This is a genomic window from Lishizhenia tianjinensis, from assembly GCF_900116425.1.
In the GTDB taxonomy this organism is placed as follows: Bacteria; Bacteroidota; Bacteroidia; order Flavobacteriales_D; family Crocinitomicaceae; genus Lishizhenia; species Lishizhenia tianjinensis.
Genome location: NZ_FPAS01000001.1, coordinates 713998 through 729986, shown reverse-complemented (window position 1 = coordinate 729986; position 15989 = coordinate 713998). Strand labels below are relative to the sequence as shown.

Annotated in this window: 12 protein-coding genes; 6 read left to right on the top strand and 6 right to left on the bottom strand. The window is 37.4% G+C overall.

The features are described 5' to 3' along the window. Window positions 1-2619, bottom strand: a complete 2619-nt coding sequence (gene clpB / locus BM327_RS03525) for an ATP-dependent chaperone ClpB (protein ID WP_090246395.1) — start codon at window positions 2617-2619, stop codon at window positions 1-3. Window positions 2620-2785: 166 nt separating this feature from the next. Between clpB and BM327_RS03520 the strand changes: the two genes are divergently transcribed. After that, window positions 2786-3250, top strand: a complete 465-nt coding sequence (locus BM327_RS03520; protein ID WP_090246394.1) for a type I restriction enzyme HsdR N-terminal domain-containing protein — start codon at window positions 2786-2788, stop codon at window positions 3248-3250. Here the strand turns inward: BM327_RS03520 and BM327_RS03515 are convergent, their stop codons facing one another. Next, a complete protein-coding gene (locus BM327_RS03515) occupies window positions 3251-5524 on the bottom strand; it encodes an efflux RND transporter permease subunit (RefSeq protein WP_090246392.1) in 2274 nt (757 codons plus the stop codon). Between the two features lie 129 nt (window positions 5525-5653). On the opposite strand from BM327_RS03515, the gene BM327_RS03510 reads away from it, so the two are divergent. The 3 genes from BM327_RS03510 (at window position 5654) to BM327_RS15835 (ending at window position 7463) form a co-directional block, all read left to right on the top strand. Beyond that, a complete protein-coding gene (locus BM327_RS03510; RefSeq protein WP_090246391.1) occupies window positions 5654-6703 on the top strand; it encodes a T9SS type A sorting domain-containing protein in 1050 nt (349 codons plus the stop codon). A gap of 64 nt (window positions 6704-6767) precedes the next feature. After that, window positions 6768-7241 carry a YbhB/YbcL family Raf kinase inhibitor-like protein gene (locus BM327_RS03505; RefSeq protein WP_090246389.1) on the top strand — a complete coding sequence of 158 codons (474 nt, stop codon included), beginning with the start codon at window positions 6768-6770 and terminating at the stop codon, window positions 7239-7241. Between the two features lie 69 nt (window positions 7242-7310). After that, window positions 7311-7463 (top strand): hypothetical protein, encoded by a 153-nt coding sequence (locus BM327_RS15835; protein WP_170853659.1) that lies wholly within the window; start codon window positions 7311-7313, stop codon window positions 7461-7463. 38 nt (window positions 7464-7501) lie between these two features. Here BM327_RS15835 and BM327_RS03500 read toward each other — a convergent pair whose 3' ends face one another. From BM327_RS03500 to rpe, 4 genes are all read right to left on the bottom strand, one after another. Continuing rightward, entirely contained in the window at window positions 7502-10108 is a 2607-nt protein-coding gene (locus BM327_RS03500) for a S8 family serine peptidase (RefSeq protein WP_170853658.1), read from the bottom strand. A gap of 239 nt (window positions 10109-10347) precedes the next feature. Further along, the gene (locus tag BM327_RS03495; protein ID WP_090246384.1) at window positions 10348-10740 is read right to left on the bottom strand and encodes a thiol-disulfide oxidoreductase DCC family protein; all 393 of its coding nucleotides are present in this window, start codon (window positions 10738-10740) and stop codon (window positions 10348-10350) included. 36 nt (window positions 10741-10776) lie between these two features. Continuing rightward, a complete protein-coding gene (locus BM327_RS03490) occupies window positions 10777-11220 on the bottom strand; it encodes a DinB family protein (protein WP_090246381.1) in 444 nt (147 codons plus the stop codon). 11 nt (window positions 11221-11231) lie between these two features. Further along, entirely contained in the window at window positions 11232-11882 is a 651-nt protein-coding gene (rpe, locus tag BM327_RS03485) for a ribulose-phosphate 3-epimerase (protein WP_090246379.1), read from the bottom strand. Window positions 11883-12301: 419 nt separating this feature from the next. Here rpe and ffh point away from each other — a divergent pair, with 419 nt between their 5' ends. Both ffh and BM327_RS03475 read left to right on the top strand, forming a co-directional pair. Further along, window positions 12302-13651: a signal recognition particle protein gene (gene ffh, locus BM327_RS03480; RefSeq protein WP_090246376.1), complete on the top strand. Its 1350-nt coding sequence runs from the start codon at window positions 12302-12304 to the stop codon at window positions 13649-13651. Window positions 13652-13878: 227 nt separating this feature from the next. After that, entirely contained in the window at window positions 13879-15954 is a 2076-nt protein-coding gene (locus tag BM327_RS03475; RefSeq protein WP_170853657.1) for a T9SS-dependent choice-of-anchor J family protein, read from the top strand. The last annotated feature ends 35 nt before the right edge of the window (window positions 15955-15989 follow it).

Genomic DNA, 15989 nt, shown 5'->3' with positions numbered 1-15989 from the left:
TTAAAGTTGTATTTCTTCTTCTTCGTTGATGGGCTTTCTAAAGATGATTTGGTTATCTATTAAGTCCATTACAACATTTTGACTTGTGTCTATTCGTCCGGCTAAGATCTCTTTTGACAAGGCATTTAATACTTTTTTCTGTATTACTCTTTTAATAGGACGCGCTCCAAAGTGCGGGTCAAATCCTGTATCAGCTATGAAATCTATCGCGTCTTGCTTAAACACTAGGTTGATGTCGTTTTTCAATAAACGCTCTTTTAATTGCATCAATTGAATGTCTACTATGCTAACGACATCTGCCTTAGAAAGCGGAGTAAAGAGTATAGTTTCGTCTATTCTGTTTAAGAATTCTGGACGAACACTGTGTTTTAAAAGATTGAAAACTTCACGTTCTACTTGTTCTTTAGTTTCCTCTTCAGTTCCTGGTATCATGGCATCAAATTTCTCTTGTATGATGTTAGATCCCATGTTGGTTGTCATGATAATAATGGTATTCTTAAAGTTGACCACTCTACCTTTATTGTCTGTTAATCTTCCATCATCCAAAACTTGTAGCAAAATGTTGAAAACATCAGGATGTGCTTTTTCTATCTCATCCAACAATACAATAGAGTAGGGCTTTCTTCTCACCGCTTCGGTAAGCTGACCACCTTCATCGTATCCAACGTATCCCGGAGGCGCTCCTACCAATCTACTCACACTGTGTTTTTCTTGGTATTCACTCATGTCTATACGCGTCATTGCTAACTCGTCATTAAACATGAATTCTGCTAAGGCTTTGGCTAATTCTGTTTTACCAACTCCGGTTGTACCCATAAAAAGGAAAGATCCTATAGGTCGGCGTTCATCTTGCACACCGGCGCGACTCCTTCTTACTGCGTCACTCACCGCTTCAACAGCCTCGGTTTGTCCTACCACTCTGCGCCCCAATTCATCTTCTAACCTTAACAATTTAGAACGCTCAGATTCTAGCATTTTAGATACAGGTATTCCCGTCCATTTTGAAATTACATCTGCAATCTCAGAAACGTCTACCTCCTCTTTAATCATTTTAGTATTGGCTTGAAGTTCGGCTAACTTTTGTTTGTTCTGCGCTAAACTTTCTTCTGCTTCTTTAATTCTTCCGTATCTAATCTCGGCTACTTTTCCATAGTCACCCGCTCTTTCAGCTTGTTCCGCTTCCAGTTTGAATTGCTCAATGTCTTCTTTAGCTTGTTGTATGTTATCGATGATGTCTTTCTCCGATTTCCACTTGGCCATGAAGCTATCTTTCTGTTCTGTAAGGTTGGCTAATTCAGCAGAGATGTTAGCTAATTTCTTTTCATCCTTTTCACGCTTTATTGCCTCTCTTTCAATTTCAAGCTGCATAATACGTCTTTCTATCTCATCTAACTCCTCTGGTTTAGAATTGATTTCCATACGTAATTTTGACGCTGCTTCGTCTATTAAATCTATAGCTTTATCGGGTAAATGTCTGTCCGAAATATAACGTTGAGATAATTCTACAGCTGAGATTATCGCTGCATCTTTAATCAAAACCTTGTGGTGATTTTCATACTTTTCCTTAATACCTCTTAAGATAGAAATAGCATCCTCTGTAGAGGGTTCATCTACCAATACCGTTTGGAAACGTCTCACCAATGCTTTGTCTTTTTCAAAGTACTTTTGATACTCATTCAAAGTAGTGGCACCCACAGCTCTTAGTTCACCTCTAGCTAAGGCTGGTTTTAAGATGTTAGCGGCATCCATAGCGCCTTCACCACCTCCAGCACCTACTAAAGTGTGTATCTCATCGATGAATAATATGATTTCTCCATCCGATTTGGTTACCTCTTTGATTACAGATTTTAATCTTTCCTCAAATTCACCTTTGTATTTGGCTCCGGCTACCAAAGCACCCATGTCTAGGGCGTAAACTACCTTCGTTTTTAGGTTTTCAGGTACGTCTCCCGATATAATTCTGTGGGCAATACCCTCTGCGATGGCTGTTTTACCAACACCGGGTTCACCTATAAGTATGGGGTTGTTTTTTGTTCTTCTGGTAAGAATTTGCAACACCCTTCTAATTTCGTCATCTCTACCAATTACCGGGTCTAATTTCCCCTCCTTGGCCAAGGCGTTTAGGTTGTTGGCGTATTTGTCTAAAGATTTGTATGTTCCTTCTTGACTCTGTGATTTTACACTGTCTCCATTTCTTAAATTCATGATTGCAGCTTTGAGTTCTTTTTTAGTAATCTTTTGATCTTTCATCAAGTTGGCTACTTGATCTGATCCTTCTAATAATCCCATGAACAAAATCTCTATACTTAGAAATTCGTCTTTGAATTCGTTCATAAGTTTAAATCCTGCGGTAATGGCTTTGTTGGCATTTTGACTCAAATACACTTGTCCACCCGAAACCTTAGGATAAGATTGAACAATTTGTTGATTCAATTGCTCAAATATGTTTGCATTAATGTTGAGTTGCTGTAGAAGGAAAGGAAGAACATTTTCATCCACCTTAAACATGGAACTCAAAATATGCCCAGTTTCAATGGCTTGGTGACCGAGCTCAGTTGCCATCTGCTGTGCACCTCCAATTACTTCTTGGGTTTTGGTTGTTAATTTATTTATATCCATTGTGATGTTCTTTTTTCTCTCTTCTTGTCAAATTTGAATCCAAGTGAATTTTTAGGATGATTATCGGAAAATATGGCATGTAAATACGTTGTACACTGACTATTTGTCTGTTTTATTTCTTAGATACAGACGTTTTTACCTTCTTTTCTTATGCTATTTTTGCTCCATGCGTCCAGAAGAAATTATGCGTCCGTTGAATTTGCCGAAAGTTCCCTTAAAACTCACTCGTAAAGATGGAGTAGTTTACGTATGGGATGCTTTTCGCAAGAAGCAACTGGTCTTAACCCCAGAGGAGTGGGTGAGGCAACATATTTTATTGGCCATGGTTAATCATGCAGAATATCCTTTGCATTTGATTAGTGCAGAACATGCTTTAAACATTAACGGACTCACGCGTAGGTGTGATGGCGTAGTATTTAAAGATGGAAAGCCTGTACTCATAGTAGAGTGTAAAGCTCCGCATATACCCTTGGATGAAAAAGTGATGCACCAAGTTGCACAGTATAATTTTAAGCTGCAAGTAGATTATTTGTTACTCACTAACGGACTTCAAACCATCGTTTGTAAAATAAACGCAGCGGAGCAAAAGCTAGAATATATTCAAAACATACCTAAATTCTCTACGCTTTAATTACTTCTTTTTATAGAAATAAAGCAGAAGAAGGGGAAGGATAAATAAATCGGCAATCACAGCAGAAACCAGGGTAATACTGATCATCATTCCCATGTAAACGGTACCTAAGAAATCTGAAAAGATGAGTAAAAGGAAGCCTGAACATAAAATGATAGAAGTGAGGATGATGGCTCTTCCCGTGCTCAGATAGCTTCTTTTAATTGCATAAAGCACACTTTTACCTTTGTTCATTTCTAGCTTAAATTTACTTAAGAAATGTATCGTATCATCTACTGCGATTCCAAAAGATATGGTGTAAACAATGGCCGTTGTAATTTTTAATTCTATCCCGAAATAGCCCATTACAGCCGCTATGAGTACCAAGGGTAAAATATTAGGGATGATGGAAATCACGACCATTTTAAAATCTTTAAAAAGCAAGCCCATGATAAGTGCAACAATGAGGGTTGCCAGTAAGAGTCCTTTAACCAAGGAACCAGAGAGGTAAGACATATTCTTGTCTAAAATATGCGCAGTACTCGCCAATTTATATTTGAAAGATGAATAAGGAAATTCCTTTTCAATAAAGTCGTAAAAAGCTTTATTTCTGCCCGTTGTTTCTATGTTTCCAAGATCTGGTAATGTTCCTGAAATTCTTGTGATACGAGATGTGCTGTCAATTAAACTGGATAACAAATGAGTTTTGCTTTCGTTCATTTTTAATTGACGGTAGAAAGTGTTGATTTCCTTTTGTTTTTGAGGTAGCTTGAAATAGGAAGTATCACCCGCGTGTGCAGATCTGTTTGCAATGGAAAGCACAAAGGGAAGACTGAGCTTAACATTTACACCGTATTCTTGCGTTAGGTATTTTTCTATTGTATTGATCTCAAGTAATGCGTTTTTATCGAAGAAATTGAAATTAGAATCAGGTGCTTCTATCGCTAATTCGAAAGGACGTACCCCTCCAAAGGTATCGTCTAAAAAATTAAAGTTTTGCTTGATTGCTGAAGATTCTTTTAAATCATCCATTAAGAAATTGTCTTGTTTTAAAAGACTAGCTCCATAACTACAGATGATTAAAAAGAGGAGACTAAACAGGGTTATTTGTTTTCTTCTCTTTAGTGTAAAGGCAAATGCTTTGTGCAGAAATTTATACCAGTTTCCTCCTTTGGCTTTGCGGTGAACTATTTTAGGAGTTTTTGTAAAATAGAACAGTATAGGGAGTAAAGAAAAGGTAAGGATGAAAGCAACAAAAACACCTATTCCCGTTGCCATTCCGAATTTCTGAACGGGTTTTACTTCTACTAAGAACAAACTAAAGAAACCAACTGCTGTGGTTAGAGAGGTTAGAAAGGTTGCCAACCCAACTTCTTTTAAAGTGGTACGAATCGCTTCATTTTTAGCAATCCCTTGGCGCAATAATTCTATGTACTTGGATACAAAATGTATAACGTCAGACATCCCAACAACAAACATGATGGACGGAAGAACAGTAAGCAATATGTTGATGGGTTCGTTGAGTAATGACATGATGCCCAGTATCCAAATAAGCGAAAGCACTATAACTAGTAAGGGGAGTATGAGTCCCCATAGAGAACGAAATGCCAACCAAAGTACAAGGATTATAAGCAGTATGCTCAGCGCCAGAAAGAAACGCAACTCTACGGTCATGGTATCTATGTAGAATTTTTGCCCTATTACTCTACCAGACATTCTTACCTTATCAAATGTATGGGTACGTGCAATGCTGTCGAGCTCGCGGTTGATTCTGTCACTTTTTACCTTACTTAAATAATTTTGGTGTTGTATGATAAGTGCAGCAGCTTTAGCATCATGGCTTACAAGGGTGTTTAAAAGTTCCTTATTTTCATAAATATTGGTAGAGTCAGTGCTCAGTGTAGTGTCTGACCAGCTTATGTACGGTCTTTGACTTGTTTTACCATTTTTATAGACGAAAAACTCTTGTTCGTTGGTAATGGCACGTGCATTTTTTACAAGGTCTAGTTCTTCTATTTCTTTTCGGAAAGCTTCTAACTCTTCTAAGAAAGGAAGGTTGAAAATTCCACCTTTATTTTCCACGGAGATGAGTATGAAATCATTGTCTGTAGAAAAATTTTGACGGTAGTCATAAAAGTAATCGGCCTCTTCATCATTGGCTGGGAAAAATTCTTCAAAATTGTAATTGAATTGAAGTTGGGTAGCTTGGTAGGAAAATAACACCGTTAAAAGGAAAATACTACCACAAATAATAAAAGACAATTTTTTGAAGGAACTCGAGCCAACCTTTTTCATTCTAATTTCGTTTCTTGAGGTAACAAAACTAAGGTTTAAAAGTTTGTTAATTGGACTTAAAAACCGAAAGAAAAAATTAATTAAGAATTACTTATATTTGTTGACAAGTAAAATACAACCTCATTATCGATGAAGAAAAATATACTATTAGCAGCTTTATTACTAGGAACTAGTTATGTAGGTGCTCAAATTACACAAGCAGATGAGCCAGCAGTAGGTGCATCGATAAACCTATACATTATAGATTCATTAGCACCCGAATATGAAAACGTTACCGGTAATGGTGTTACTTGGGACTACAGCACATACGGAGGATATGGAGCATCATATGCTAGATTACTAGAAAATGTAGATCCTGCCTCAACACCAAATGCATCTACTTATGCGAGTTCAACTTCAGCTATGAGCTTGCAAGATGGTTTAACAAGATTTAGTAACTCTACTGCAACTGAAGCAAATTCTCAAGGATTTGTTTTCAATGAAGTAAGTTTTGGAGAGATGCGTTTGGTATTAGATGCTGATGAAGCTCAGATTGCATCTTACCCTATGAATGTTTCTGACCAAGTGATTGATTCTTACGCAGGAACTTTGTACTACAGTTTTAATGGAATACCTACAAGTTCAGCTACAATTGGTACGGTTAGTACAACTTTTGATGGAGAAGGTACTTTAATGTTAGCGCAAGGAAACACTTTCAATAACGTAAAAAGAGTAACTACAATAGACACATCTGTGGCAACAATTGCTGCTATAGGTTCTACTTTAGAATTAGTGAGAAGACAATACGATTACTACGATTACGCAACAAGCAAATTACCTATCTTTAGTATTGTTTACTTCAAAATAAAAATGCAGGGAGCTACAAACCCCTTATCAGAGTCTAAAGTAGTATTATCATCTATTTTACCAGTAGGGTTTGTTGGTGTTGAATCAGTGGAATGTCCAACGGGATGTGAAACTAAAGTTTTCCCAAATCCAGCGACGAGTAAATTAAATGTTACGGTTGGAGAAGACGCTCAAGTAAGTATTTACTCTATGACAGGTGAGTTAGTAACTTCTAGAACTGTGAAGAAAGGAATGGATGCAAAATTTGATGTTTCTGAATACTCTCAAGGAGTTTACTTAGTGAAAATAGAAGGAAACACAACACGTAAAGTAGAACGTGTGGTGATACAATAAGAAGATTACTTTTAATCGATGAAGGGATGAATTATTATTCATCCCTTTTTTTATTTTTGAAAGTATGAAGAATTTTAAAGTAACAAGTACAAGTTTAGAAAGCCAGATGAGCAATAGACAAGTCTTTAATGACTTTGGTTTATCAGGTGATAATTTATCTCCGGAGTTGAGTTTAACAGGTGTACCAGAGGGTACGGGTAGTTTTGTTATTATTTGTCATGATGCCGATGCGCCAACACCATCTGGATGGTGGCATTGGTGTGCGTTTAATATTCCGGCAACATGCCTAGAGATAGAGGAGGGTGGAACCAACCTTCCGAATACGGTAGTTGAAACAAAAAATGACTTTGGAAGTTATGGATACGGTGGAGCTTGTCCGCCTCCAGGTCATGGTGATCACGCGTATACTTTTACCGTTTACGCCATCAAAGAAGCTCATTTAGATTTGGATAAAGACACTACGCCAGCTATGGTAATGTTTATGATAAAAGACAGTGTTTTGGCCAAGGCCAGTTTAGTAAGTTATTTTGGTAGATAATTTTTTTGACTTGTGCAATAAGTGATAGTTGGATGCGTTTTTAAGGAAAGAACCAAAAACACATCGCGTATGTTAAACAGATACAATACAACTATTGCTCCGGTGTCTAAGGAGTTGAAAAAAGGACCAAGTAAAGAAAGTTTAGAGTTTATACTCAACTACAGCAAAAGCACAGAGCTGAAAAAGAATAGAAAAGAAGGATTAGTTTTATTTTTAAACTAATAAAAAAAGGAGGCTAAATTTAGCCTCCTTTTTAATGTTTATTGTTTTACAATTCTCTTGGTAATGCTTTGATTGTTTACACTTAACTTAATGAGGTAAACTCCTTTTGGATAAGAACTAATATCCAACGTTTCACCGGCTTGGTATTCTGAAAAATTCCCCATTTGCCTTCCATCCACACTAAATATGCTGATGTTCGTGTTTAGCGGAACACCATACAATACAAAACTACCTGTGTTCGGGTTTGGCGCTATAGAAATTTGATTTTCAAGGTCCACTGCATCCACACCTACGTTACTGTTGATATTGATACAGTAGTCTTCTACTTCTCCCCAAAAGTTTTGTGCGAAACATGGAGATGCTGTTGAAGAGCTTCCAAAAATCATAAACCTTACTCGGGTTCTTCCTAGAACTGCATCCGTAGGGATGGTTACATTTTGTGTTACTTGTGAATTGCTAGAAAAATCCATGATTAATTCACTGTTTTCAAAAATTCCATTTTGGTTGAAGTCTATCCACGCTAAAAGATCATCTGTAAAAGCTCCACCGGTATAGCCAGGTTGAATAGAAAAAGGATATGTATTTCCTGGGTGAAGTATTACTCCTGTGTTTTCTGTAGGCCTGTATCCATCATTATCTCCTGTAATTAAATTGAAATTATTAATCATGATTTTATTGATGAATTCATATTGGGTGTTTCCATTGTCAACCGCACAATATGCCACGTCTGTACATGCACCACATCCTGTGGTTTCAAACTGTTCTATGTTAGAGTTTGTAGAGGAGCTGTCTGCACAAGTTGTGCTCATTTGTATGTCATACACTGTACACGTATCCAAGCCTGTTAATGCATAAGGTGAACTTACATTGTTTATACTCGTCCAAGCACCACTTCCGGTCGGTGCATATTCTAAGGTGTAGGCTGTACCCACAGTTACAGAAGGCCAACTTATACTGGCATCAGCAGCACCAAGAACACTTATAGCTGCTTGAGGGGCGTCACAACATCCGTCGGTTTTAAAGTAAAGCGTATCTGAATAATTGCTAAGGTTACCTGAACAATCACCGGCAAAGCGGACCATGTAATCTGTACAATAGGTAAGGTTACTTATGCTTATGTTACTGCCAGAAAAGCCAACAGAATCCCAAGTAGTAGCGCCTTGTTCTTTGATGTATATATAGTTGTTCGGACTAAAGCTTCCAACATTAAATTCTGCCATTCCACCGTCATTGCTAACTAAAGAAGAGGTATAAGGAGTAATACATCCCGTACCACAGTTTCCCATGATTTGGAGTATCATGTTGTTTACATTCAACCTTCCTCCAGTAACACACTCACTTGCCAAAGATGGAACAGCATCAACCGTATTGAGCAGGTTTAAGCGCACGTAATTGGCTCCTGCTTGAGGGTTTGAAGCGTAAATAGACGCAAAAGAAGCACAAGGAGCTGAGTAGGCCAGGGCTATCGCTCCAGCTACACATGGTGAAGCAAAACTAGTACCTGAAGTTGTAGCATAACTGCTCGAACCTGATGGCAATAAGACGCTTTCACCTGGCGCTGCTAAATCTATGGTTGTAGCTCCATATCCGGAGAACGTTCTTTGGTCGTTGTGGTTAGAAGCCGTTACAGATATCATGTAATCTGATCCACATGCAGTAGGCATGTCTCCACCAGTATCTACGTTAAAGTTTTGGTTGGTGGTTGCACCACAGTTGAGTATTCCATGAACACCTAATGTATCGTAGTATGCACACCATAAAGGGTAGTTTGCAGGATTGGCTCCATCAATACCCCAAGAAGCATTGGTTGCCACAACAAAGGCACCGTTACTACCAGCAGATTGATTGTATAATTTTCTTTGTGTTAGGGGATAGTCATAGGCAGCTATTACACTAGACTCTGACATGTTAAAGCCTGACACTAACATCATTTTTACATTATGATTAACACCTGTTGATCCAATTCCGTTATTGGCTGATGCTCCTATCATACCCATAACAGCTGTACCATGATTTCCAGAAGAGTGGGTGTCTGAATTTAAATTGACATTCCATCCGTTTACATCATCTACATAACCATTCCCGTCATCATCTATATTGTTGTTGGGTATTTCATGGTGATTGTGGTAGATGTTGTTAACCAAATCTGGATGGTTCATATTGGCACCTCCACCTTCCAAAATACAAACGACAATGGTATCGCCTGTGGCAGTTACTCCACCTGTGGTAATATCCCAAGCATCTGGCGTGTCTATATCATTATCGGTTGTACCTCCGGTTTGCCCTGTGTTTTTATGGTGCCAAGTATTGGCAAATGAAGGATCTGTTGGGATCGTCTCTCTTTCTTGAATAAAGTGATTGTTTTGTAAGTTGATTACGCCTTTACAAGCTCTAACTTTAGACATGGCCTGTGCATTTGATATAGTAGCGTCTGACCAAACTAAAAGGTAAATACTCATGTTTTTGGAAAGCAAACTAATGTCTGTTTGTTCTAATCCATTTTGAGCTAATTCACTTTGAAAAGCTTGAAGGTTGGTGTGAGGTTGAAGTTGCACGAGTAGTTGTTGGGGGGCAAAAGCTTTCTCCTGAGCCGAAGAAAACATTATGAGCGCGCAACTCATCATCAGGGTTATTACAAATTTCATAGGGTTTATATTTTGTCTCATAAATTTACACATAAAAAAGTGGCGAATAAATATTAATGTTTACTTTTGTTTAGATTTAATCTAAATAAAATGAAGATAGAACAACAAGAGCGCACTTCTTTACTTTCAACTCAGGTATTTATGCAAGAAGAGTCTGAATTTTCTTTTTGTTGTGGCAAGAAAAAATGCTGTAAGAAGTATAAGAAGAAAGGCAAGCCTTGTAAAAGTTGTCCGAAGTTTTAATACTCGAACATACTTTTTTCCTCCGGATTTGGCACATAACATTTTTGCCTGCTAAGCTTTAATCTATGCTTAGCAATCCAATTATAAACAAAATCGCGTATGGGCTTTGGTACAATCAAGACCACGGAGCATATATTTACCGGAAATTTTAAGTCCGTAGCAAGACGTAAAACTGCACTCGATTTCTTTCGGAGTTTACCGGATTTTAACGTGTAAATTGTGGAGAGGTCGGTTAGATCTATTCCAAAAGGAATTAATTCTTCTTTGGCCTTTTTAGATTGAAGGGGAATAAAGCGATAAGCATCGTGCTTTCTATTTTTTAAAATAAATGCCACGGACGCATTGCAAAATCCACAATCACCATCATAATATACCTTTGTAATTTCCACTTTTTAAAAGTACTAAAAAAGGAGAGTGATTGCGGTTTAAAGTCCTCTTTTGTAGAGTAGATAACTGTGTGTTTTAGCGGGAAGTTCTAATTGTTTAAAAAGTAAACTTATTTTTCCTCTGTGGTGGGCGCTGTGTTGAAATAAATCAAAAAGAAGGTCTTCTATTTTGTAGTTGTGGTAAAAGCCCAGATTATTCTCCAAAGTGTATTGAGGGATGTCTTGTTCTAAGATACTCTGTGTTCTTAAGTAATTATCATGATGCAAAGCCTCAAAATCATAAATGGAAAAACTGTCCCACAATTCTGACTCTTGTTCTTCTTTTAACAGCGATTGATTGAGTTGATGGTGGTAGTTGATGATGTGCGACATCTCTTTTTTTACCGCGCCGTTGATATGATCATCGTGTAAACAAATATGGCGCGACCAATCAAGGTTACACGCCATATCGTATGCTAATTTATCTTCTAAAAAAGCCTTCAAAATCTACGAAATTAAAGTGCTTTTAATTTGTCTATAGTTGCGTTTGGATTTTCAGAGTTGAAAACAAAACTACCTGCTACTAAAACATCAGCTCCAGCTTTGATCAAGTCTCCTGCATTGTCTGCATTTACACCTCCATCTACTTCAATTAAGGCATGAGAACCTCTTTTGTGGATAAGGTTAGACAACTGTTCTACTTTCCAAATGGCGTTTTTAATGAATTTTTGTCCGCCAAAACCAGGGTTTACAGACATAATTAAAGCCAAATCTATATCTTCAATTACATTCTCCAAAACCTCTACAGGTGTATGTGGATTGATGGCAACACCCGCTTTCATTCCTGCCGCTTTAATGGCTTGGATAGTTCTGTGCAAGTGCGTACATGCCTCGTAGTGAACTGTTAAAATTTCAGCTCCAGCATCTTTAAAATCTTGGATGTACTGATCTGGATTGTCTATCATCAAGTGTACGTCTAAAGGTTTTTTAGCGTGTTTGTGAATTGCTTTCATTACTGGAAAACCGAAAGAAATGTTAGGTACAAATGAACCATCCATGATATCGATGTGGAACCAATCTGCGTTTCCGTCATTAATCATTTCTACATCTCTTTGGATGTTTGCAAAATCACAGGATAATACTGAAGGAGCAATTTTATGTGCCATGTCTGTTTTTAATTTGCAACAAAGATAGGTTTTATTTGATTTTTTGAAGAATCCTGCCTCCAGTTTATCTATGAATTTTAAAGGAAGTGCTATCAAACAGGGGGAGAAGCGGTAGCTGGCTTTACAGATTTTTTTAGTAGCCCTTAAAGTAAGGTAACGACCGCCGGAAGTTGTTTTACTTTTAGGGATACTTAAAAGCGAGAAAGCTACTTAAGCGGATGACCCGGTGGCGCATTTTTAATTTCTTAAATTAAGAAAGCGACAGTTTGCCAACTAAAAATGAACTTTCAACACCTTTTGTATAAGGATGTTAGGGCTTGTTGTTTAAATGACTTAATTCGGCTTAAACTCTAGCGGCTATTTTCATGGTAAACTAACCTTAAAATATTATCTTTGCTCCCCGATAAAAGAGAAAAATTATGTTTGATAATCTTACCGAGAAGTTTGAAAGAGCGTTTAAAGTATTAAAAGGACAAGGACAAATTACTGAAATTAACGTAGCGGAAACCTTGAAAGAGGTGCGTAGAGCGTTATTGGATGCCGATGTTAACTTTAAAACAGCCAAAGAATTTACGAATACTGTAAAGGAAAAAGCTTTAGGTAGAGATGTATTAACAGCGGTTTCTCCAGGTCAATTAATGACGAAGATTCTTCACGAAGAATTGGTGAACTTAATGGGTGGAGAAGAAGTAGAATTAAAGTACCAAGGAAACCCAGGTATCATTTTGATGTCGGGTCTACAAGGTTCTGGTAAAACTACTTTCTCTGGAAAATTAGCCAACTTCTTAAAGAATAAAAAAGGGAAGAATCCTTTATTGGTAGCGTGTGACGTTTACCGTCCGGCAGCCATAGACCAGTTGCACGTATTGGGTGAGCAATTGGGCGTAGAGGTTTACTCAAACAAAGAAGAAAAGAATCCAGTTAAAATTGCTGAGGCGGCTATACAGCATGCAAAAAGCAAAGGATTTAACGTAGTAATTGTCGATACAGCAGGTCGTTTAGCGATAGACGAGCAGATGATGAACGAGATTGCAGACGTTAAAAATGCAATTAAGCCAACGGAGACTTTATTTGTTGTTGACTCGATGACGGGGCAGGATGCTGTAAATACGGCTAAAGCCTTTAACGATAGAATAGATTTTGACGGAGTTGTTTTAACGAAGTTAGATGGTGATACACGAGGTGGAGCTGCCTTAACCATTAAAACGGTTGTTGATAAGCCAATCAAGTTTGTAGGTACGGGAGAGAAAATGGAAGCATTGGATGTTTTCTACCCAAAACGTATGGCTGATCGTATTCTTGGAATGGGAGACGTTGTTTCCTTAGTAGAAAGAGCGCAAGAGCAATTCGACGAAGAAGAAGCGAGAAAACTTCAAAAGAAAATTCAAAAGAACCAATTCGATTTTAACGATTTCCTAGGTCAGTTACAACAGATCAAGAAAATGGGTAACGTTAAAGACTTGATGGGAATGATACCAGGAATGGGGAAAGCCTTGAAAGGAGTAGAGATAGAAGACGATGCCTTTAAACACATCGAAGCAATTATCTTATCTATGAGTCCGTTAGAAAGAGAAAACCCAGCGGTTATTGATGGATCTCGTAAGAAACGTATCGCAAAAGGTTCTGGTACAAATATCCAAGAAGTGAACAAATTATTGAAGCAATTCCAGGATACGCGTAAGATGATGAAAATGATGAGCAACAAGAAGAACATGATGAGCATGATGAAACAAATGAAAGGTATGCGTGGAGGTATGCCAGGTATGTAATTCTTGTACTGATAATATTCAAAGCCCTGAGTGAATTCTCAGGGCTTTTTTTGTGAATTTAATTTAAATTGAATTTTTCTAACAAAATGTTTTATTTTGATTTTTAAGTAGTTACCGTTTATGCATGAAATCTTCCGTTTAAAAATTAAACAATATTTAATTAATATGTAGTTAATCTTAACATGATGAAGCGTTTAATTTTGCGAGCCAATACTAAAAATAACAACATGCAAAAATTTACGCAAAGGCTTGCGTTTACAGCATCACTCGTGCTGTCGTTAGCTTCTAGCTCCTTTGGTCAGATAACCGAAGATTTTGAAACCACTCCTTTAACCGGGTGGACTTTTTACCAAACTGAATCTGATGATCCTGGATTTGTACAAACAAGCTCACAAGCACATTCTGGTTCATCTTCTTTCTTTCACGATGATAATAACTTAGCGTTAACATCAACATCTTGGATGGTTTCTCCAGCTTACACATGTGGAAGTAATGATGAATTGATTTTCTGGTTTAGACAAAATTTCACAGGTTCTTATTACAATTACAGTGGTGTACATATTTCAACGGCAAGTAATGATCCTATTACTAACCCGGGAGACTTTACAGAGATTGAGGAATTCAATGCAACTTCGTCTACAGGGTTCTCAGAGGATGTTTGGACAGAGTACGTATCTTCTTTAAGTGCTTATGCGGGTCAAACCATACACATTGCTTTTAAGTATTCGGGAGATTTTCAACATGAATTTTACATCGATGATTTTTCATTAAATGCAGCACCTACCTGTCCAGAACCAGAGCTTTTAACGCTTACTACTATAGATGCTTATAGTGCAGGAGTTACATGGACTGTAATGGGTTCAGAACCTGCATGGGAGTTGGAGTATGGACCAGCAGGGTTTACTCCAGGTACAGGGTTAACACAAATTGAAACGAGTAACACTGGAACATTGAGCGGATTAAATCCGAATACGGCTTACGATGTATATGTAAGAGGACTTTGTGGAGTTGGTGATACATCTATTTATTCAAACGTAGTTACTTTCAATACCAATTGTTTAGCAATGAATGGTTTGGGTTACTGTGAATCTTTCGATTCTGATTCTCAAAACGAAAACTGTTGGAGAGTATTAGATAACAACAATGACGGAGACACTTGGGATTTGAATTACCAGTACAATACAAATTCAGGAGATCAAGTTGCGATGTTGTATACAGATTATAATTCAGGGAATAATGATGACTACTTAATCTCTCCAAATTTAATTTTAACAGGAAACGAGGTGTTCAAATTCTCTTACCGTGTTCAAAGTTCGTATGAAGCGAATGATTTTCAAGTGTTATTATCTACAACAGGAAGTAACCCTGCAGATTTTACAGACACTCTAATGGCTTTGGATACCTATGATAATACTACATACATGGATACTTCTCTTGATTTATCAAACTATACAGGTCAAGTTTACATTGCGTTTAATGTTCCTCCTGGAGGATTAGATGGATACAGACTTTTCATCGACGATGTGTGTATAGAAGTATGTATTCCAACACCAGGTGTGGATGGACAACAGAATGTTTGTATGACAGATTCAGTATTGAACTTAAATGAAGTAGCTACTAAAAATTACAACAACGGTGCTTGGTATTTCCCAGCTAGTCCAATTGATTTATATGATGATAGTTTGATTAACATTCAAGGTCTTCCTCAAGATAACTACCGTGCGATGTATATTTTGGAGACAGGATGTGGTATTTCGGATACAACATTTGCAGATTTCTCTATTTACCAATTGTCTTCAGCTGGAGGTGATGGAATGATAGATGTTTGTAAAAATCAACCTATTAACTTGTACGAAGGTTTGGCTGGAAATATAGATTTAGGAGGTACTTGGGTAGATTACCAAAATCAAGTTTTGGCATCATCTCAGCCTATAGCACCATCTATTCCAGGTAGCTTTAACTACAGATATTACGCGAGTAATGGAGTTTGTCCGGAGGATACATCTTTATTAGTCATTAACGTAGGTAGTTGTGATTATTTAGGACTTGAAGAAGAGATGATGCAAGCGGTTAGTGTTTATCCTAACCCAACGCAAAACCTTATCAACATTGAAGCTCCAACAGATTTAGTTGCTGATGTTAACATAATCGACAGCAAAGGAAGAGTGGTATTTACACATGTAAGAGCATTCGATCAGACTGCTGTTTTAAGTGTAGATATGAGTCAATTCGACAATGGAATTTACTTTGTTCAGTTGATAGGAGAAGCTACTACGCAAACTTTGAGATTTGTAAAGCACTAAGCTAGAAAATAGATGAAGAAAAAGAGGTTCTTGGA